The 22520-nt window shown below is 45.7% G+C and carries 15 protein-coding genes; 7 read left to right on the forward strand and 8 right to left on the reverse strand.

From position 1 onward, the window contains the following. The first annotated feature begins 2 nt into the window (after positions 1-2). The 7 genes from BTO10_RS18995 to BTO10_RS19025 all read left to right on the forward strand — a co-directional run bounded on the left by BTO10_RS18995 (position 3) and on the right by BTO10_RS19025 (position 10742). The gene (locus BTO10_RS18995; protein WP_105025505.1) at positions 3-986 is read left to right on the forward strand and encodes an ABC transporter ATP-binding protein; all 984 of its coding nucleotides are present in this window, start codon (positions 3-5) and stop codon (positions 984-986) included. A gap of 88 nt (positions 987-1074) precedes the next feature. Continuing rightward, on the forward strand, positions 1075-2070 hold the full coding sequence (locus tag BTO10_RS19000; RefSeq protein ID WP_105025506.1) for an ABC transporter ATP-binding protein: 996 nt from the start codon (positions 1075-1077) through the stop codon (positions 2068-2070). 98 nt (positions 2071-2168) lie between these two features. Beyond that, positions 2169-3890, forward strand: a complete 1722-nt coding sequence (locus BTO10_RS19005; RefSeq protein ID WP_105025507.1) for a glycoside hydrolase family 9 protein — start codon at positions 2169-2171, stop codon at positions 3888-3890. 2 nt (positions 3891-3892) lie between these two features. Beyond that, positions 3893-4777, forward strand: a complete 885-nt coding sequence (locus BTO10_RS19010) for an N-acetylglucosamine kinase (protein ID WP_105025508.1) — start codon at positions 3893-3895, stop codon at positions 4775-4777. 12 nt (positions 4778-4789) lie between these two features. Next, positions 4790-6724: a beta-N-acetylhexosaminidase gene (locus BTO10_RS19015; RefSeq protein ID WP_105025509.1), complete on the forward strand. Its 1935-nt coding sequence runs from the start codon at positions 4790-4792 to the stop codon at positions 6722-6724. A gap of 126 nt (positions 6725-6850) precedes the next feature. After that, positions 6851-9256, forward strand: coding sequence for a GH36-type glycosyl hydrolase domain-containing protein (locus tag BTO10_RS19020; protein WP_105025510.1), 2406 nt, complete (start codon positions 6851-6853; stop codon positions 9254-9256). 73 nt (positions 9257-9329) lie between these two features. Beyond that, complete coding sequence (locus BTO10_RS19025; RefSeq protein ID WP_105025511.1) at positions 9330-10742, forward strand: phosphoglucomutase/phosphomannomutase family protein; 1413 nt, start codon at positions 9330-9332, stop codon at positions 10740-10742. 144 nt (positions 10743-10886) lie between these two features. Here BTO10_RS19025 and BTO10_RS19030 read toward each other — a convergent pair whose 3' ends face one another. From BTO10_RS19030 to BTO10_RS19065, 8 genes are all read right to left on the reverse strand, one after another. After that, positions 10887-11915, reverse strand: a complete 1029-nt coding sequence (locus BTO10_RS19030) for an ABC transporter ATP-binding protein (protein ID WP_004738205.1) — start codon at positions 11913-11915, stop codon at positions 10887-10889. Then, positions 11915-13540: an ABC transporter permease gene (locus BTO10_RS19035; protein ID WP_105025512.1), complete on the reverse strand. Its 1626-nt coding sequence runs from the start codon at positions 13538-13540 to the stop codon at positions 11915-11917. Before BTO10_RS19035 ends, BTO10_RS19030 begins: the two co-directional genes overlap by 1 nt. 248 nt (positions 13541-13788) lie before the next feature. Beyond that, a complete protein-coding gene (locus tag BTO10_RS19040) occupies positions 13789-14802 on the reverse strand; it encodes a Fe(3+) ABC transporter substrate-binding protein (RefSeq protein WP_105025513.1) in 1014 nt (337 codons plus the stop codon). Between the two features lie 144 nt (positions 14803-14946). After that, positions 14947-16176, reverse strand: coding sequence for an ammonium transporter (locus BTO10_RS19045; RefSeq protein WP_004738202.1), 1230 nt, complete (start codon positions 16174-16176; stop codon positions 14947-14949). 27 nt (positions 16177-16203) lie between these two features. After that, complete coding sequence (gene glnK, locus BTO10_RS19050) at positions 16204-16542, reverse strand: P-II family nitrogen regulator (RefSeq protein WP_004738200.1); 339 nt, start codon at positions 16540-16542, stop codon at positions 16204-16206. 224 nt (positions 16543-16766) lie between these two features. Beyond that, positions 16767-17135 carry a YacL family protein gene (locus tag BTO10_RS19055; RefSeq protein ID WP_004738199.1) on the reverse strand — a complete coding sequence of 123 codons (369 nt, stop codon included), beginning with the start codon at positions 17133-17135 and terminating at the stop codon, positions 16767-16769. 159 nt (positions 17136-17294) lie between these two features. Next, a complete protein-coding gene (gene acnB, locus BTO10_RS19060) occupies positions 17295-19883 on the reverse strand; it encodes a bifunctional aconitate hydratase 2/2-methylisocitrate dehydratase (protein ID WP_004738197.1) in 2589 nt (862 codons plus the stop codon). A gap of 271 nt (positions 19884-20154) precedes the next feature. Further along, complete coding sequence (locus tag BTO10_RS19065; RefSeq protein WP_105025514.1) at positions 20155-22497, reverse strand: patatin-like phospholipase family protein; 2343 nt, start codon at positions 22495-22497, stop codon at positions 20155-20157. Positions 22498-22520: the final 23 nt, after the last annotated feature.

Genomic DNA, 22520 nt, shown 5'->3' on the forward strand with positions numbered 1-22520 from the left:
TCATGTCTGAACCACTAATTTCTATCCGCAACTTATGCGTGGATTACATCACAGAGTCAGGCGATGTGCGTGCGTGTAATAACGTTAGCTTCGATATCGCGCCTGGTGAAGTATTTGGTCTAGCCGGTGAATCGGGTTGTGGTAAATCAACCGTTGCTTTCTCGCTAATGCGTCTTCATAGGCCGCCAGCTTACATCAGTGGTGGTAAGGTTATCTTCAATGGTGAAAACATACTTGAATACAGTGATGACCGTATGCAAGCGTTCCGTTGGAGTGAGATGTCGATGGTATTCCAGAGTGCGATGAACGCACTCAACCCTGTATTACCAATGGAAGAGCAGTTCTGTGACGTAATCATGCGTCACACTAACATGACTCGTGAGCAAGCTAAAAAGCGCGCAGAAGGCCTACTGGAAATCGTAGATATTCACCCGAGCCGTTTGAGTGACTACCCTCACCAATTCTCTGGTGGTATGCGTCAACGCCTAGTTATTGCTATCGCGTTAGCACTGAATCCAAAACTGATCATCATGGATGAGCCAACAACAGCACTTGATGTGGTTGTACAACGCGAAATCCTACAAAAGATCTATGCACTAAAAGAAGAGTTTGGTTTCTCGATTCTGTTCATCACCCACGACTTGTCGTTGATGGTCGAGTTCTCTGACCGCATCGGCATCATGTACTCGGGTGAACTTATCGAAGTCGCTAACTCACAAGATATTCTAGAAAACCCTTACCACCCTTACACCAAAGGGCTGGGTAGTTCTTTCCCTCCATTAACAGGGCCAAAGACAAAACTAACTGGTATTCCAGGCAACCCTCTGAACTTATTAGAGATCCCTGAAGGATGTCGCTTCCAAGCTCGTTGTGACCGTGTACATGAAACCTGTACTAAGGTGCCAACCAAGCTGCGCTCTATCGAGCCGGGACACTTGTCGAACTGCCACCTGTACGGTGACCCAATAGTACAAAGGAAGCTATAGCTTGCACGCTGATTCAGCGTGAATAACGAATAAGGCGGCATCGTCCGCCAAAAAGCAAGCAAAGCGAATAAGGATTCTGGAGACAATTATGAGCAAAGATTTCGGTCAATTATTGGTAGAAGGTAAGAACGTCGTAAAAGACTTCCCAATAAGCAGTACCACCATTCAAACCCCAATGATGCGTGCGATTAACGACGTGTCCTTCAAGATGTACAAAAGCCGCGGCCTAGCAGTCGTTGGTGAGTCTGGTTCAGGCAAATCAACCACAGCAAAAATGATCGCAAAAATGTACGCACCTTCGGGCGGCACCATTGAGTACAAAGGCCGTGATATTCAAGATATCTCAAGCCGTAAAGATCTGATGCAGTACCGTGAAGGTGTGCAAATGGTATGGCAAGACCCGTTTGGCTCTCTGAACCCAACACATAACATCTTCCACCACATCGCTCGACCACTGTTGATCCACAAGAAGGTGACTCCTGGCAACAAGAGAGAACTAGAAGAGCGTGTATACGATCTTTTAGAACAAGTCGGCCTAATCCCACCAAAAGAGACAGCGAAAAAGTATCCACACCAACTGTCTGGTGGCCAACGTCAGCGTGTAAACCTTGCACGTAACATCGCGGTAGGTGCAGAAGTCGTTCTTGCCGATGAGCCAACATCAATGCTCGACGTTTCGATTCGTGCCGGCGTTCTGAACTTGATGGAAGAGATGAAGTTTGAGAAGCAAATGTCTCTGCTTTACATCACCCACGATATCGCAACCGCGCGTTACATCGCTGAAGACCTATCAGTAATGTACGTTGGTCACATGGTTGAATGGGGCGATACCGATGACGTTATCGCTAACCCTCAGCACCCTTACACGCAACTATTGGTTTCAGCGGTTCCAGATCCAAAGAAATCAATCCATGACCAATTGGCTGGCAACAAAGGTGAAATCCCGCTTTGGACGCCAGCATCTGTCGGCTGTCCATTCGCTGGCCGTTGCACTCACGCCATGGACAAGTGTAAAGAGCAACTTCCTGGTGTGACTCAATTAGCAGAGAACCACTTCGTTCGCTGTTACCTACACGAAAGCTAAACATTAAGACTGAGTTAGGGTCTGCGGGCCCTAACTACTTATATCCAAAATAATTCAGGTACCTAGCCACAAGAAACTAGGACCTTTGGAGAATATTGATGCTGTTATTGACCAACCATATTGGCTACGAATCTTCGGCTCCTAAGCAAGCTATTCTACAGACAAAGAAAGCACGTTTATCAAGCTCCACTGTATTGCTCGTGTGTGCCGACAACCATATTACCGTGGGTAACTTCGACGTTGTAAAACAGGGTCGCGTAGCAAACTGGCATCAAGGGCTATTCTTCACGATCGACTTCAGTTCATTCACAGAGAGCGGCCGTTACTACCTACGCTTTGACAACCTTCGTTCAGAAGTGTTTGAGATTGGTAATAACCTGCTAATGAACCACACATTTTCTGATGTGCTTCACTACTTTAAGTCTCAACGTTGTGGCGGCATTTTTGATAAAAAAGATCGCCAAGCCCAAATTCTTGGCACCGACCGATACGTTGATGTGCATGGTGGTTGGTACGACGCATCAGGCGATGTAAGCAAGTATTTTAGCCACTTGTCGTATGGAAATTACCTAAATCCACAACAGATTCCAATGGTAGTTTGGAACATGCTTAAAAGCGTGCGCTTAACCAGCAACAATCCAGACTTCCCTAAATTCTCTATGACACGACTAACGGAAGAAGCGCTATTCGGTGCTGATTTCTTAGTACGTATGCAAGACGCAGCCGGCTATTTTTACATGACTGTATTCGACAAGTGGAGCAAAGATATCAACCAACGCGACATCTGCGCGTACTCCACTCAAGAAGGCCATAAATCAACAGACTTGCAAGCAGGCTACCGACAAGGAGCAGGCGTGGCTATTGCCGCACTTGCCGCAGCGTCTGAACTAGACATATCGGGTAGCTACTCGAGCCAAACCTACCTTGATACTGCGACCAAAGGTTACTGGCACCTAAAAGAATACAACTTGCAGTACCTAAACAATGGTGAAGAGAACATCATTGATGAGTATTGCGCCCTACTCGCGGCCAATGAGCTTTACCGAGTAACACAAGACGAACAATACCTTTCAGAAGCCAGAACTTGGGCTACGAGATTGAGCGCCCGTCAGCAATCTGATGATTCATTTGAACACTTCTGGTCAGCTAATGCTGATGGCTCTCGCCCATACTTCCACGCCGCGGAAGCTGGGTTACCAGTGATAGCCCTGTGCGAATACATCAATAATGAAACTGACGCAGAGCTGAAAGAACAAGCTCGCACCGTTGTTGAACAAGCATGTCAGTTCGAAATCAAAATCACAGATAAAGTCACCAACCCATTTGGCTACCCAAGACAGTACGTTAAGAGTGTTGATGGTGAGAAGCGCGATGCATTCTTCGTCGCTCAGAAGAACGAAACCGGCTACTGGTGGCAAGGCGAAAACGCTCGCCTTGGTTCAATCGCAACCATGGCTTACCTCGTTCAACCACACATTACAGATCGCGACTTGCAGGAACGCTTGATCCAGCTTTCACAGAACAGCCTCGACTGGATCTTAGGCCTCAACCCTTACCACATGTGCATGCTTGATGGTCACGGTCATAACAACCCTGACTACTTACCTCAGCTTGGTTTTTTCAATGCCAAAGGCGGTATCTGTAACGGCATTACCGCCGGCTTTGAAGATGATCAAGACATTGCGTTCAATCCACCAGCACAAAAAGATGACATGCTTCAAAACTGGCGCTGGGGCGAACAATGGATCCCTCACGGTGCATGGTTCCTATTGGCAACCGCTGCGCAATTCAATTACCTAGCACAACGTAAGGAGCAATAATAATGACGCTTTATTACGTAGGTATTGATGGTGGCGGCACCTCTTGTCGTGCTCGTATTCGCGATGACCAAGGCACACTCATTGGTGAAGCGAAAAGTGGCAGCGCTAACATCCTTTTGGGTGTTGATGTGGCGATGAGCTCAATTGTTGATGCTATTGCTCAAGCGGCGCAGCAAGGGCAACTCGATTCAAGTCATTTTTCAAATATGCATGTCGGCCTGGCGCTGGCTGGTGCTGAGCAAAAGTCAGCATGGTTCGACTTCATGGCACAACCGCACCCTTTCGCCAGCATGACGCTCAACACTGACGCTTATGGTGCTTGCATTGGTGCCCACAACGGCCAAAACGGTGCCATCATGATAGGTGGAACAGGCTCATGCGGCATCTACCTAAAAGATGGTGAGCAACATGTCGTTGGTGGCCGTGAGTTTCCAATTTCCGACCAAGGTGGTGGCGCGGTGATGGGTCTTCGTTTGATTCAACAAGTCCTACTGGCAGAAGATGGCATTCGCAACAAGACACCACTGACTCAACACGTAATGAACCACTTTAGCAATGATGTTGATGCCATCGTCGAATGGTCAAAAGGCGCCATTCCAAAAGACTACGGTCAATTCTCACCAGTGATTTTTCAACTGGCTAACGAAGGCGATGAGCTAGCTATCGAGATGCTCAAGCAAACCGCCGCTGATATCGAAATGTTTGTACTAGCACTGCATCGCAAAGGTGCAGACAAGGTGTGCCTAATGGGAAGTATCGCAGAACGTATTCTCAACTTGCTATCACCACCAGTACAACAATGGATCGTTGAACCTCAATTTGACGCTATCGAAGGCGCATTGATGTTTGCCGGAAAACCACAACACAACTTGTATCAACAGGCTTAGCAGGGAAGTTATATGAATTATCGCATCGACTTAGCTGTTCTTTCTGAACAAAAAAATAACTGCCGATTTGGCCTTACGGTACATAACTTAAGTGATCTTGACGTTACAGATTGGTCACTCCACTTTGCGTTTGACCGATTCATCCTTCCAGAGAGTCTGTCGCAAGGCGAATTAACTCAGGTAGGAAGCTTTTGTTCTTACCAGCCAAGTGCCACCGTATTAAAGGCGAACAACCATTACTATTTAGAATTCAGTATTCAAAGTGCCCCATTCCGTTTCTATTCTGATGGTCTCAATGACGCCTTTATCCAAACGCATAACCAAGGCGAAACCTCGGTACTGCCAGTAGCAATATCGCCAATAGTGCTAGCTTCACCATATCGTGAGCGCAGCCAAATCCCAGAAGTAGATGCGGCAGCGATAGCACTGATACCCCAACCGAATCAATTCGAGCTGAAGCAAGGCAGCTTCGCACTGAACAAAGCATGCAAAGTTGAAGTTCAGTCTCACTTGGCCGAGAAAGCCAGTGCTTGGCTACAACAAGAATTACTGACTACGTTTGAGCTAGCGGTTTCAACAGAACTATCACCAGAAGCTAGCGGAGACATTGTATTTCGCAGCAACCCGACTTTAGATGAAGCCGAGTACAAGCTAAAGATCACAGCCCAGCAAGTAGTCGTAGAATCAGGCAGTCAATCAGGCTTCACGCATGCCGTTGCCAGCTTAATCCAATTGGTTCAACAACAAGATGCTGAACACTTCTTTGTGCCATGTTGCAAAATCGCCGATCAACCTCGTTTCAAATACCGCGGCATGATGTTGGATTGCGCACGTCACTTCCACTCTGTGGAGCAAGTCAAGCGATTAATCAACCAACTGGCGCACTACAAATTCAACGTTTTTCATTGGCACCTAACCGATGATGAAGGTTGGAGAATCGAGATTAAGCGACTACCTCAGCTAACAGAAATTGGAGCTTGGCGTGGTCCTGACCACGCATTAGAACCGCAATACACCCACATTGCAGAGAATTATGGCGGCTTCTACACACAACAACAGATTCGCGAAGTTATTGAATACGCAGAGCAACGCAGCATCACGGTGATCCCTGAGATCGATATCCCGGGACACTGCCGCGCCGCGATCAAATCGCTGCCTGACATGTTGGTAGAGCAAGCGGACACCACTCAATACAAGAGCATTCAGCACTACAACGACAATGTACTAAACCCAGGTTTATCGGGTACTTATCAGTTCTTAGATATCGTTATTGAAGAAGTCGCTGAACTCTTCCCGAGTGAATTAATTCACATGGGCGCAGACGAAGTGCCACCTGGAGTTTGGACCAACAGCCCAGCAGCTCAAGCACTGATGAAAGAGCATCAATACCAAGACAGCAAAGACCTACAAGGCCACCTATTCCGCTATGCCGAGAACAAACTTAAGCAGCTAGGCAAACGTATGGTGGGCTGGGAAGAGGCACAACACGGCGACAAGGTGAGTAAAGAGACCATCATCTACTCTTGGCTCAGCGAAGAAGCCGCCGTGAACTGTGCTCGCCAAGGCTTTGATGTGGTTCTGCAACCGGCACAATTTACTTATCTCGACATGGCCCAAGATTATGCACCGGAAGAGCCGGGCGTAGATTGGGCTGCCGTTATCCCATTAGAACAAGCTTATACCTACGAAGCGCTTGCTGAGATATCCGACACCGACCCAATTCGTAAGCGGATCCGCGGAATTCAGTGTGCTCTATGGTGTGAGATCGTCACCAACCAAAAGCGCATGGATTACATGGTATTCCCAAGAATTAGCGCTTTAGCTGAAGGATGTTGGACACATAAAAACAACCGAAACTGGCTAGATTACCTATCTCGCCTGAAGGGTCACTTGCCGCTACTCGACAGACTCAATGTTGATTACCGCAACCCTTGGAAAGCTGAATAAAACAAACCACAGCACACTCCCAGCGAGTGATTGCTGACTCAAATTAAGGTGCTCAGTCCAATCAAACTCAGCATCACTATTTAAAAATTAGCTGCATAGATGCAGTTTGTTAAAAAGGAAATGACAATGAAATACGGCTATTTCGATAACGACAATCGCGAATACGTCATCACTCGCCCTGATGTACCAGCACCTTGGACTAACTACCTAGGTACTGAAAAGTTTTGTACTGTAATTTCGCACAATGCGGGCGGTTACTCGTTCTACAATTCTCCGGAATACAACCGTGTTACTAAATTCCGTCCAAACGGCACCTTTGACCGCCCAGGACACTATGTTTACCTGCGTGATGATGAAACTGGTGACTACTGGTCTATCTCTTGGCAGCCAGTGGCAAAAAGCCTAGATGAAGCAAACTACGAAGTTCGTCACGGCCTGTCATACTCAAAGTTCAAATGTGAATACAGCGGTATTACCGCAACCAAAACGCTATTCGTACCTAAGGGCGAAGATGCAGAAGTTTGGGACGTTGTACTAAAGAACAACACTGATAAGCCACGTACTATCAGCACATTCTCATTTGTAGAGTTCTCCTTCAGCCACATTCAATCAGACAACCAAAACCACCAGATGTCTCTGTACTCTGCGGGCACGTCTTACCAAGAAGGTGTGTTGGAATACGATCTGTACTACAACACTAACGACTTTGAAGGCTTCTACTACTTAGCATCAACCTTCTCACCAGACAGCTACGACGGCCAGCGTGACAACTTCCTTGGCATGTACCGCGATGAAGCAAACCCAATTGCGGTTGAAAACGGTAAATGTTCGAACAGCGCTCAAACCTGTTACAACCACTGTGGCTCTCTGCATAAGCAATTCACCATTCAACCAGGTGAAGAAGTTCGCTTTGCTTACGTACTAGGTATCGGCAAAGGCAACGGTGAGCGCCTACGTGAAAAGTACCAAGACACAGCAAACGTAGATGCTGCGTTCCAAGGTATCAAAGATCACTGGGACGAGCGTTGCAATAAGTTCCAAGTTAAGTCTCCAAACGAAGGCTTAGACACCATGATCAACACCTGGACACTATACCAAGCAGAAACCTGTGTAGTGTGGTCACGCTTTGCATCATTCATTGAAGTAGGCGGCCGTACTGGTCTTGGCTACCGTGATACCGCTCAGGACGCTATTTCAGTACCTCACGCTAACCCAGCGATGACTCGTAAACGTATCGTCGATCTACTACGCGGCCAGGTAAAAGCTGGCTACGGTCTACACCTATTCGATCCAGACTGGTTCGATCCAGAGAAAGCAGACGTTGAGCCATCGAAGTCACCAACGGTAGTGCCGACTCCATCAGACGACGATAAGATCCACGGCATTGAAGATACTTGTTCTGATGATCATCTATGGATCGTTCCGACCATCATCAAATACGTAATGGAAACCGGTGAACATAAGTTCTTTGATGAAGTAATTCCTTACGCAGACGGCGGTGAAGCGACTGTTTACGAACACATGAAAGCAGCACTGAACTTCTCTGCAGAATATGTTGGTCAAACAGGTATCTGTAAAGGTCTTCGTGCTGACTGGAACGACTGCTTGAACCTTGGTGGTGGTGAGTCGTCAATGGTTTCATTCCTTCACTTCTGGGCACTACAAGAGTTCTTAGACCTTGCTAAGTTCCGTAACAACGACGCTGATGTTGCTAAATACACAGAAATGGCAGCGAACGTACGTGAAGCGTGTGAAACACACCTTTGGGATGAAGAAGGCGGTTGGTACATCCGTGGTCTAACCAAAAATGGTGACAAGATCGGTACTGCTCAACAAGCAGAAGGTCGTGTACACCTTGAGTCAAACACACTAGCCGTTCTGTCTGGTGCGGTTTCTCAAGAGCGTGGTGAGAAAGCGATGGATGCAGTCGATGAGAACCTATTCTCTGAATACGGCCTACACCTAAACTCTCCATCATTCGCGACACCAAACGATGATATCGGCTTCGTCACTCGCGTTTATCAAGGCGTAAAAGAGAATGGTGCAATCTTCTCTCACCCGAACCCATGGGCTTGGGTAGCAGAAGCGAAACTTGGTCGTGGTGACCGTGCAATGAAATTCTACGATGCACTTAACCCATACAACCAAAACGACATGATTGAAACACGTTACGCAGAACCATACTCGTACGTGCAGTTCATCATGGGTAAAGACCACCAAGACCACGGCCGTGCAAATCACCCATGGTTAACCGGTACCTCTGGTTGGGCTTACTTTGCGGTAACCAACTTCATTCTTGGTGTTCGTACAGGCTTTGAAGGCTTAACCGTAGATCCTTGTATCCCAACAGGTTGGCCAGAGTTTGAAGTGACTCGTCAATGGCGCGGTGCGACATACAACATCACGGTACAGAACCCGAATGCAGTAAGCAAAGGGGTTGCCTCTATCACTATCAACGGTGAGTCAGTAGAAGGTGCAATCCCAGTTCAAGCAGAAGGCAGCGTGAACGATGTTGTCGTTGTTCTAGGCTAGTCACGCTACTTAACCAACCACTCTTGCCTCAAGCCTATTGGGTTTGAGGCAAAGAGACTAAAAGGATTTTCTAATGATTAAATTTGGTACAGGTGGCTGGCGCGCTTTCATTGGTGAAGAGTTCACCAGAGAGAACGTTCGCCTTGTGGCACAGGCGCTGGCAAACATCATCAAAAATGAAGATGCAGCTAAAAACGGATTTGTGATCGGTTATGACCGTCGCTTTCTTTCCGATAAAGCTGCATGTTGGTTTGCTGAAGTATTAGCCGCTAACAGCATCAAAGTCAGCTTCATCGATAAGTTTGTTCCAACCCCTATCGTAATGTTCCAAGCAAAAGAGATGGGCTGCACTTACTCGGCATGTATTACCGCTTCTCACAACCCAGCGGATTACAACGGCATCAAGGTGTTTATTGAAGGTGGTCGTGATGCTGATGAGATCATCACAGAGAAGATCGAACAGCAGATCGCAACTCTAACCAACGAAGACGTTATCCGTGTCGACTTCGAACAAGCGTTGAACGACAAAGAGATCGAAATCATCAACCCAATGAACGACTTTGTTGATTCGATCATTAACTTCATCGACATCGAGTCGATCAAGAAAGCGAACCTACGCGTACTGATTGACCCTATGTTTGGTGTAGCGAAGAACGCCCTACAAACGGTTCTTATCAATGGACGTTGTGATGTCGACGTGATCAACGATGGTAAAAACCCAGACTTTGGTGGATTAATGCCATCACCAAGCGCAGCTACGCTCTATCGCTTGAAGCACTTGGTTGCCGCTGAAGGGTATGACATCGGTATTGGTACCGATGGCGATGCCGACCGCTTAGGTATTATCGATGAGAAAGGTAGCTTCATTCACCCTAACGAAGTGCTATTACTGCTTTACTACTACTTGTTGGAATACAAAGGCTGGAAAGGATCGGTAGTTCGCAATATCGCAACGACTCACCTACTCGATAAAGTGGCAGCCGATCATGGTGAGAAGAGCTTTGAGGTTCCAGTAGGCTTTAAGCATATCAGCTCGCAAATGGAAGCCGACGACTCTCTGATTGGTGGTGAAAGTTCGGGTGGTTTAACCATTCGTGGCCACATCAAAGGTAAAGACGGTGTCTTCGCATCTAGCCTACTGGTTGAGATGATCAGTGTAACGGGTAAGAAATTGTCTGAATTACTTGATGAAATCTACTCGAAGTATGGCTATGCCTACACCGCGGAAGGCGATTGCAAGTTCAAACCTTCAAAAAAAGAAGCGCTCTACACCAAGATCTACGTAGAGAAGCAACTACCTGAGTTTGAGTATGATATTGAAAAAGTCAGCTATGAAGATGGCGCCAAGGTGTACTTTAAGAATGGTGGCTGGGTTATTGCTCGTTTCTCTGGAACAGAGCCTTTACTGCGAATCTTCGCTGAAATGGAAGATAAAGAGACTGCAGAGCGTGTTCTTCAAAAAGTGAAAGACTTCCTCTCTCTATAGGCTTATAGAGTGCAGCAGTTTTGTATGGGACTTAACAAACCACTGCCTTGTTAAAGCCTATAGGTGAAGAACTCTTGCCCAGTACTTTGCTGAAAGTACTGGGCTTTTTTATGACTGAGTTTTCAGCTCAGCAACTAAGCCAAATTAAAATGCCAACACACCTTTAGTATCTACCTTCACGGTTACAGGCATGCCAACTTCTAGTGCTTCCGACGAGGTCGCCAGTAGCTTTTGACCATTAGCTTCAATCACATAACGACAATGGTCGCCCATGAATTGCTGCTCCAATACCGACAAGTTACTCTCTGTATCGTGGCTCGCGACGATGTGCTGAGGTCGCAGTAACAATGCACACTCAGAGCCAACATCAATTTCCGTTTGCGCTTTTGCTTCCACTAAGCCCAAGCTGGTTTCGAATTCATTGTCTGAAATACGCTGAGCATTTAAGTAACTACCACCACCTAAGAAATCAGCCACAAACTTGCTTGATGGGTGGAAATACAGCTCAGATGCTGAACCATACTGTTCAATCACACCATGGTTCATTACGGCCATTTTATCCGCAAAGGCAAACGCTTCTTCACGACTGTGAGTAACAAAAATAGCGGTCACGCCCTGCTTCTTAAAGATCTTGCGGATCTGAGAAATCAACTCATGACGAACTTGGGTATCAATGTTCGAGAACGGTTCATCGAGTAGCAGTAGATCAGGCTTATAAGCCAAAGAACGAGCAATAGCGACACGTTGCTGCTGTCCACCAGACAACTGATGAGGGTAACGCTCACCATATTGATCAAGGTGAACCAGCTCTAGCATCTCTTTCACTTTTGCTTTCTTGTCTTGCTCAGACATATCACGCAGGCCAAATGCTATATTCTGATTAACCGTCAGGTGCGGAAACAGCGCATAGTCTTGGAAGATCATGCCGATGTTACGTTGCTCTGGTGGTAACCAATTCTTACCATCATCAATAGTCTGACAGTTAAGATTCATTACCCCGTGACTCAACGGAAGTAATCCAGCAATCGCCTTTAGTAAGGTTGTTTTACCACAACCACTAGCGCCAAGCAGACATACGATCTCGCCATGCTCAACTTCAAGAGAAAGCGACTCGAGAACCGTTTGAGACTCATACTTACAAGTCAGATCTTTAATAGATAATGCGCAGCTCATTAGTTTTTTTGCTCCAAAGAACGGTTGACGATGATCAATGGGATTAGACCCACAAGTACAAGTAACACGGCAGGCATCGCAGCCAGCTCTAGATGCTCGTCTGAGGCATAGTTGTAAACATAGGTTGCTAGGGTTTCAAAGTTAAACGGACGCAACAGCAGCGCAGCATTCAACTCTTTCATCGATTCGATAAACACCAATAGTCCAGCAATCAAAGCACCACGCTTAATCAGGGGTAGATGCACTCGGCGAAGCATCTGGTTGGTGTTACAACCCATGGTCTTTGAAGCCATATCCAAAGACGGCGACACTTTACTTAGGCTACTTTCTACACTACCGATAGCAACCGCAGAAAAACGCACAACCATCGCAAAAATAAGCGCAAACATCGAACCAGAGAAGATCAATCCAGGGCGTCCCCACTCCATCATTTTCGCAATGTCGTTGACTAGGTGATCCATAAACAACACTGGCACCATCACACCAATCGCCAATACCGTTCCCGGCACCGCATAGCCCATAGAGGATAAGCGCATAAAAGCGAGGTTGTGTTTCGCCGGATTAACACGCTGGTTAAAGTTAACGATAAGTGCGATCGCCACACCGATTAAGGCGGCAAGTATCGACACATTCAAACTGTTGAGTGCATACTCTCGGAATTCAGCGGTCCAGCTTTGTGCAAAGTACTTGTAAGCGTAAATCAGTAACTGCCCTAGAGGGAATATGAATGCTGCGCAGACTAAACCCCAACACCAAAACAGCGCTAGCCACTTTTTCCAGCCCTCTAAGTTGTAGCGGAAATCTTCTCGGCTACTGAACTGGTTTTGAAACAGTTTTTGCTTACGACGACTGTAACGTTCCGAACTTAAAAGCAGTATCACGATAATCAGCATAATAGCTGAGATCTTAGCTGCGGCAGTCAAGCTAGAGTAACCAAGCCAAGTGTCATATACCGCAGTGGTTAGTGTGTTAACCGCAAAGTAGCTCACCGTACCAAAGTCACCAATGGTTTCCATAGCAACGAGCGATAAGCCAACCGCCATCGAAGGGCGGACTAAAGGCAAAGAGATACGTCGGAAGCTCTCCCATGGAGAACATTTCAGGAGTCGCGCGGATTGCAATAGAGAAACGTTCTGCTCCATGAACGCAGCACGACACAGCAGGTAAACGTAAGGGTACAGCACTAAAGACAGGACGATAATAGCGCCAGTTAAGGTTCGAATATCTGGGAACCAATATTCTCCCGGCCCCCAACCAGTTAGGTCACGAAGCAAAATTTGTACTGGGCCAGCGAAATCGAACCAATCAGTGAAAATGTATCCAACGATATAACCCGGCATAGCCAGTGGCAGAACCAAAGCCCACTGCAACACCTTCTCACCAGGGATACGACACATCGCCATAATCCAAGCGGAAGGGATACCAAATAGCAGCGATAAGAACATGGTTCCTATCACTAAAACGACAGTGTTATATGCGTAAGTCGGCATCACCGTGGACATCAAATGAGAGAAGAGCTCATCTGTCTCACCCACGGCGGTGGTGAATATCGCTAAGATCGGAAAAACCAGTAGTGCAGCAATCACCCCACTACTGGTGTTCCATAAATAATTCTTTTCTTTCATCGCCTAATTACAACGAGGCTTAATGAAACACAAATGCAGTTGCAAATACATCTCATGCCCTTTTAGTGGTGGGGGTTATTTATACCCATATACTGTAATGACTTCAAGGAGCTGAGCTAATAACTCTCTAGTTCCATCAAGAGCTTTGTTTCAAAAAGTGACTTAACTAAAAACAAAACAACCTCAAGCACCAAAAACGGCAACTTGAGGTTGTTAAATCTAATATTGGCCGAAGCCTATATTAATAATTACAGGTCGAATTTAACTTCGTCTAGAAGCTTGATTGCAGCTTCGTGGTGATCTGCGATTTCGTCTAGAGAAATTGTATCTGCTTTGAATTCACCCCAAGAAGCAACTAGCTCAGAAGGTTTAACGTCAGCTTTAACTGGGTATTCGTAGTTTACTTCTGCGTACATGCCTTGTGCTGTGTTACCAGATAGGAATTCCATTAGCTTAACTGCGTTCTCTTTGTTTGGAGAGTACTTAGCCATTGCCATACCAGAGATGTTTACGTGAGTACCAGTCGTCTCTTGGTTAGGGAAGTTGATGTAAACAGCGTCAGCCCAAGCTTTTTGCTCTTTATCGTTAACCATCTTACCTAGGTAGTAGCTGTTACCAAGAGAAACGTCACATAGACCTTCTTTGATAGCTTTAACTTGTGCACGGTCGTTACCTTGAGGCTTACGAGCTAGGTTTGCTTTAACGCCTTCTAGCCACTCTTTAGTTTCTGCTTCACCTTTATGAGCAATCATAGAAGATACTAGAGAAACGTTGTATGGGTGCTTACCGCTACGAGTACAGATTTTGCCTTTGAATTCAGGCTTAGCTAGGTCTGCGTATGTGAAATCTTCACCTAGACGACCAACACGGTCACGTGAAGAGTAAACGCTACGAGTACGAGTTGTTAGAGCAAACCACTCGTTGTCTGTATCTTGGTATTGAGCAGGGATGTTCTTTTCTAGAACGTCGCTGTTTACCGCTTGAACTAAACCTTTTTCAGTTAGCTCAGATAGACGGCTGATATCAACAGTTAATACCACGTCAGCAGGGCTGTATTCGCCCTCTTGAGCTAGCTTCTCTGCTAAACCTTTCTTAGCAAACTTAACATTCACCTCGATACCTGTTTCTTTAGTGAACTCATCGAACATTGGCTCAACAAGGAAAGGTTGACGGTAAGAGTATACGTTTACTTCTTCTGCAGCCATTGCTGCTGGTGCGATAGTGCTGCACGCAATAGCTGAAAGAGTTAGCAGTTTTTTCATGATTCAATCCTTTTTTGCATAGAAATGATAATGTTTATCAGTTGCATTATTATATGTATCATTAGATTAAACACAACGTTAAACATCAAAAAAACCTGCTCATCTGAGCAGGTTTCAAGTAGGTTAAATGTAAATGTTTGTAAATTATTTTACCGACACAAATTCTGGATAAGCACCTACACCACAGTCATGCATGTCCATACCTTCTAGCTCTTCGTCTTCACTTACACGAATACCGATTGTCGCTTTAAGTACAGCCCATACCGCTAGACTCGCACCAAATACCCAAGCAAAGATTACTGCTGCACCGAATAGCTGCGCACCAAATGTTGCATCTGTATTGCTTAATGGCACAGCCATTAGGCCGAAGAAACCACACACACCGTGAACTGAAATAGCACCTACTGGATCATCAATCTTAGCTTTATCTAGAGCAATGATACTGAACACCACTAGTGCACCAGATACTGAACCAATTGCCACTGCAAACAGAGGCGATGGTGATAGAGGGTCTGCCGTGATTGCTACTAGGCCAGCCAACGCACCGTTAAGAATCATAGTTAGGTCCGCTTTACCCCAAGTTGTCTTACATACTAGTAGTGCTGCGATTGCACCCGCTGCTGCTGCTGCGTTGGTGTTAAGGAAGATTTGCCCTACTGCTGTTGCGTTCTCGAAATCTGAAACCATCAGTTGAGAGCCGCCGTTGAAACCGAACCAACCAAACCAAAGGATGAATGTACCTAGTGTAGCAAGTGGCATGTTTGAACCAGGAATTGGGTAGATTTCACCGTTTTTACCGTATTTACCTTTACGAGCACCAAGTAGTAGAACACCTGCTAACGCTGCTGCTGCACCCGCCATGTGTACGATACCTGAGCCAGCGAAATCACTGAAGCCTGCTTCTGATAGGAAACCACCGCCCCAAGTCCAGTAACCTTCCATTGGATAAATAAATGCTGTTAGTACTACAGAGAAGATTAGGAATGACCAAAGCTTCATACGCTCAGCTACCGCACCAGATACCACAGACATTGCGGTTGCAACGAATACTACCTGGAAGAAGAAGTCTGATTCTAAAGAGTGGTCTGCGCCTTCACCTTGAGTACCAATCAAAGTACCAAATGATGGTAACCAACCGCCTTCGCCGTTATCGACATACATAATGTTGTAACCAACGACTAAGAACGCAGTACATGCAATCGCGTACAAGCAGATGTTCTTAGTTAAAATCTCTGTGGTGTTCTTTGAACGAACTAAGCCAGCTTCTAACATTGCGAAGCCTGCTGCCATCCACATTACCAACGCACCTGAAATGAGGAAGAAAAAAGTGTCTAGTGCGTAACGTAGTTCCGTTACTGTTGTTGTAAGTTCCATATTAAAGTCTCCAGTCCTTGTAATTCTTTAAAGTGCTTCTGCATCCATTTCACCAGTACGGATTCGCACGGCTTGGCTTAGGTCATACACAAAAATCTTACCGTCACCGATTTTGCCTGTGTGTGCCGCTTGGCTGATCGCTTCAACAACTCGGTCAACGTTTTCAGCTTGAGTAGCAATCTCTAGCTTCACCTTTGGCAGAAAGTCGACTTGGTATTCTGCACCACGGTATAATTCAGTGTGTCCTTTCTGACGACCAAAGCCCTTCACTTCAGAGACCGTCATACCTTCAATACCCACATCAGACAACGCTTCACGTACGTCATCTAATTTGAATGGCTTAACAATGGCATTTATTAGTTTCATATTCGTTCCTTAAATTCTTCACTAATTCCGTTAATTCTCTTATTACAATCCAAGTAGTGTGCCAAAAAGTTAACTTATTGATTTTTAATAAGATGAAGATGATAAGGTACTGATAACAAAAAAGGTCGCACCAATTTGGTGCGACCTTTTCACTATCTTAATGCGTGACTCTATTATTGCTCCAGTTTTGGGCAACTAAGTTCTAAGCTCTTTTATAACAACGGTTAGTAACCTAGAAACTCAATCCAACGCTCGATTAGCAGCTCGAAGTCGTCAATTCCACAACTTGCTTGGCTCTCACAGTTGTAGAAGTCGAACTCACTGCCCTCTTCCATCTCTTGATCATGACCCAATACGTTTTCTTGAATCGTTACTTCATCTTCATTAATCGCTAGGCTGATCTCTTTACCAAGTAACGTCACTTCGTTGCTCAGATCCTGTCGTGATTGCTCAATAAGCGCCATCACATGATCCAGTTTCTGCTTATCTTTACCGATCTCTTCTTGTAACCAGCGGCCAACGATCTCGTGTCCCATGCTGCATTTCACGTAGTACTCACCCATTAGAGTGTTTCTTGTAAATTCGAATTCCATAGTGGCTCCACGCAGTAACTGCAGACAGGGTTAAAAATGAGGCGAGAGTATATAGCGAAGTGATTAATAGGTCGAGTCGCTCGTTTCCTTACATCTAGACATAAAAAAACGCCTTCTACGAATAGAAGGCGTTCAGCAAGTTACTCAATCAGTCAGCGGTTATGCTGGCTCTTGGAAGATAACCGTATCCGCTTTCTCCGTGTACTGACCCATTTTATGGAAGTTCAGGTAACGGTATGTATCAGCAGCCGTTGCATTGATCTTATCCGCGTACTCTAGGTACTCTTCCTTCGTTGGAATGCGACCCAAGATTGCACCAACCGCAGAAAGCTCAGCAGACGCTAGGTAAACATTAGCACCTGTACCTAAACGGTTCGGGAAATTACGAGTAGACGTAGACATTACTGTCGACTTGTCTGCAACACGCGCTTGGTTACCCATACATAGTGAACAACCCGGAGTTTCGATACGAACCCCTGCACGACCGAAGATACCGTAGTAGCCTTCTTCTGTTAGCTGGTCTTTGTCCATCTTAGTTGGCGGAGCAACCCATAGGCGAGTGCTTAGCGAGCCGTTGAACTCTTCAAGCATCTTACCTGCAGCACGGAAGTGACCGATGTTGGTCATACAAGAACCGATGAACACTTCTTGGATCTCTGTACCTTGAACGTCAGAAAGAAGACGAGCATCATCTGGATCGTTCGGTGCACATAGGATTGGCTGGTCGATGTCAGCAAGGTCGATTTCGATAACGTGAGCGTATTCCGCGTCTGAATCAGCAGACAGCAACTCAGGGTTCGCTAGCCACTCTTCCATTGCTGTAATACGACGCTCGATAGTACGAACATCACCGTAGCCTTCAGCGATCATCCACTTAAGCATAACGATGTTTGAGTTCAGGTACTCTTCGATAGACTCTTGAGACAGCTTAACAGTACAACCTGCCGCTGAACGCTCTGCAGATGCATCAGAAAGCTCGAATGCTTGCTCAACAGATAGGTGTTCAACACCTTCAATTTCTAGTACGCGACCAGAGAATTCGTTGATCTTACCTGCTTTCTCAACAGTAAGCAGACCTTGCTTGATGCCGTATAGAGGAATTGCATGTACTAGGTCACGTAGCGTGATACCTGGCTGCATTTCACCTTTAAAGCGAACCAAGATTGATTCTGGCATATCAAGAGGCATAACACCTGTTGCTGCCGCGAATGCTACCAGACCAGAACCCGCAGGGAATGAGATACCTAGAGGGAAACGAGTATGCGAGTCACCACCTGTACCTACAGTATCAGGTAGAAGCATACGGTTTAACCATGAGTGGATAACACCATCACCAGGGCGCAGTGAAACACCAGCACGGTTCATGATGAAATCAGGTAGCGTGTGGTGCGTGTTAACGTCAACTGGTTTCGGGTATGCCGATGTGTGACAGAAAGACTGCATCACTAGGTCAGCAGAGAAGCCAAGACACGCAAGGTCTTTAAGCTCATCACGCGTCATAGGGCCAGTAGTATCTTGAGAACCTACTGTCGTCATCTTAGGCTCACAGTATTGACCCGCGCGAACACCTTCAACACCACATGCTTTACCAACCATCTTCTGAGCTAGTGTGTAGCCTTTATTAGATGCAGTTGGATCAACAGGCTTAGCGAATAGGTCTGTTTCTTCTAGACCAAGAGAAGCACGAGCACGACCTGTTAGGCCACGACCGATAATAAGTGGAATACGACCACCAGCACGAACTTCATCAAGCAGTACTTTGCTTAGTTCAAAGCTAGAGATCTCTTCACCGTTTTTACGTACAACGCCTTCGTATGGGAAGATGTCGATAACATCGCCCATGTTCATGTTTTGTACGTCTAGTTCGATAGGTAATGCGCCTGAATCTTCCATTGTGTTGTAGAAGATTGGAGCAATTTTACCACCTAGACAAACACCGCCAGTACGCTTGTTTGGTACGTAAGGGATATCTTCACCCATGAACCAAAGTACTGAGTTCGTTGCAGACTTACGAGAAGAACCGGTACCAACAACATCACCTACGTAAGCAAGCTGAATGCCGTCTTTTTGCAGTTCTTCGATCTGAGCGATTGGGCCAACCGTACCTGGTTGATCTGGGTTGATACCATCACGTTCCATCTTCAGCATCGCTTTTGCGTGTACTGGGATATCTGGACGTGACCATGCATCAGGTGCTGGAGATAGGTCATCGGTGTTCGTTTCACCAGTGACTTTGAATACTTTTACTGTGATTTTTTCAGCGACTTTGTCTTTCGCGGTGAACCATTCAGCATCAGCCCAAGATTGAAGGACTTGTTGAGCTGATTCGTTACCAGCTTTTGCTTTCTCTTCTACGTCGTAAAACGCATCAAACATCAGAAGAGTGTGAGATAATGCTTTCACAGCGATTGGAGCAAGCTCAGCATCATCAAGTAGAGATACTAGAGATTCGATGTTGTAACCACCTTGCATAGTACCAAGCAATTCTGCAGCTTTTGCTTTGCTTACTAGTGGAGATGCTACTTCACCTTTAGTGATAGCCGTAAGGAAGCCCGCTTTTACATAGGCAGCTTCATCTACGCCTGGTGGAATGCGGTTTTCTAGTAGGTCAAGAATAAACTCTTCTTCACCTTGAGGTGGGTTCTTCAGAAGTTCAACTAGGCCAGCTACCTGCTCAGCATCTAGTGGTTTTGGAACAACTCCTTCAGCAGCACGTTCTTCGACGTGTTTACGGTAGGCTTCAAGCACGACTTTTTTCCTCTCATTGCGGTTCACTTCTCACCTTCATAATTGTTAGTAAAATAAAGAAGTGAACATCCTTGGAAACTTGGCTCTCCATTGCCATTTTTGTCATTCAATTTGTATTGATGAGCGGCGTCATAGAGGCCAAACTGTGTGCGGTAGGATAGCAAATTTAACGTTAAATTAAAATCTTATCATTTTGACCAACATAGCAAGTTAGGACGAAAGTCCCACTATTTTGCCTATTTACGCACTAAAATGACGACTCTACGCATGATTATTTGTAAGACGTGCCAACAATTAAGTAAACCGAATCGAAGTTATCTTCCGTGCGTCCATAGGCCAAGATGATTGGCCCTATAGGGGAGTCGATACCCGCAAAAACAGCCCCTGCAGCATACACAGGTGCCTCATCAAAGGTTAAGTTATTATTCGACCAAACGCCGCCATATTCTAACGATGCACCTACGTAGAAAGGGGATTCAAACAACCCGAAATCATTGTCAAACCATCTATATCGGTAAATAAGACTGGTATAAGCCAGGTTTTGACCAATCAAACTATTTCGAGGTATACCTGAAAGATTTAAAAAGCCACCGAGCTCTTTTGGATCAATTGGAAAAATGGAGTTCTTACTCTCCACAACGCCATAATCAGCCCTACCAACGAACGTATGTCGCTCATAGCTTTTTGCCACCATCAAGTTCGCAGAGAACTCATAGACTGTATCGCTTTGAGAAGCTAAATCGGGTTCATAGGTTCCGTTGTCATCATTTTCAAAATCATCATGAGAGACAAAATACTCAAGATCGACAAAATGACCTTCAGTTGGTAAATTGAAGTCATCTAATGTATCTAACCGATACCTGATAAAACCGCCTAAACGAGTATAGTCGCCCCCCCCAAATCCAGGTAACGAAGCCATACTTACTTGACCATTTTTATAACGCACGCCAAACCTCAGCTCTTGCCACAAATTTGGCTGATAACCTATTGCGAATTCACCAATATACTCGCTGTAGGTCAAAGAAAGGTAATTTTCAGTTACATCTAACGTCGGCTCTGCTATCTCTTGACTCCCTATAGACAAATTTCGATTCTGTTTACTGTAGGTAACAGATGCTGAAGTAAAAAGCTTTTGACTAGAAAAAAATGGGGAGAACAGCTCAGCTTCGATACGCTTGTCAGTCCCCATCTCTAAATTAGTTCTTAACTCTGCACCATGTGCATTTAGGTCAGTAAAGTTAGCAGAAGCTCCCAGTGAATACTGGCTATCCGTTGAAAAATCATCTTCAAGGAAGAAACGAAAGTTGAGGTAATTCGGCCCCCAAGATTTTTCATTAACATCAACTGTAAGTTGCTCTTCCCCGTCAACATTATCGAACTCATAAGTGATCAACTCAAATCGATCCAATGCATAAAGATCTTGTACTTTTGCTTCAATTTCACTGGTTTTGAGAACCTTGCCTGAATGAAGGTTCAAGCGATTCTCAAGCAGCTTATCTGAATAGTGGGTGTTGTTGTTGATTACCACCTTATCAACCACAGTTTTGTCACCGTGCTTCAGCTGTCTGCGTGCCTTTTGTTTGTCTTCGATGTAGTGTTGATAATCAGCATTAGAGAGTGACAACTTAGAAAGTTCAGCAGAATGCTGCTTAGCAGACTCGTAACCGGCTTCGTAAGCTGATGGCATTTTATCGAATTCAGTGGTTTCCATTTCTCCAACATCAGGTTGGAGGAATACATCATTGTCTTTGAGTGTTTCAGCTTGTTCCTCGGTACTACGCTGAACAAGATAATTGGAGAGCTGGTCGGCAGCGGCTAAAAAGGTCGTAAAATCCTCTTTGCCTTTGTAGTTGGTACTGATATCAACCGCAATGATGATATCTGCGCCCATCGCCCTTGCGACATCAACTGGCATGTTGTTGGTTACACCACCGTCAACTAGCATTCGCCCATCAACTTCATAAGGTGGAAGAGCGCCAGGTACCGACATACTTGCCATCATGGCATCGACAAGATGGCCGTGGTCAATCACCACTTCCTCAAGTTCAATAATGTCAGTTGCAACGGAGCGAAAAGGAATGGCAAGATCGTCAAAAGAGTCGAGAGGCGATAAGTTACCTGTAGTTTCACGCAAAATGCGAAGCATATTCTGGCCTTGCACCACGCCTTTTCTGGCTTTAATTTCTTCCCAACCCAGTCCAAGGTCGGTATTCAACTGGTAACGATCTTCATACTCTTTGTCTCGTATACGACGGTCACTTCGGTTTACACGGTCACGGTAACCTTGCTTCCAATCAACCGTGTAAATAAAGCTTTCAATCTCGTCTGCGCTCATCCCTGTCGCATAAAGACCACCAACGTATGATCCCATACTGGTACCGGTAATGTAATCAACCGGGATTTGCATCTCTTCGAGCGCTTTAAGTACGCCAATATGAGCGGCACCTTTTGCGCCGCCACCTGCGAGTACAAGAGCGACAGTTGGCCTCTTATGAGCTGGTTCAACTTCCACATGCTCGGATGAATCAACCTGTGTTGCAGTCGCTGCGAACAGTTGAAAACTGATCACCGTACCGACCATACCTAAGCCGCTCACTAACCAACGAGAAATCATTATTTACACTATCCTTGCCATTG

This window comes from Vibrio chagasii, from assembly GCF_002954585.1.
Classification (GTDB): Bacteria; Pseudomonadota; Gammaproteobacteria; order Enterobacterales; family Vibrionaceae; genus Vibrio; species Vibrio chagasii_A.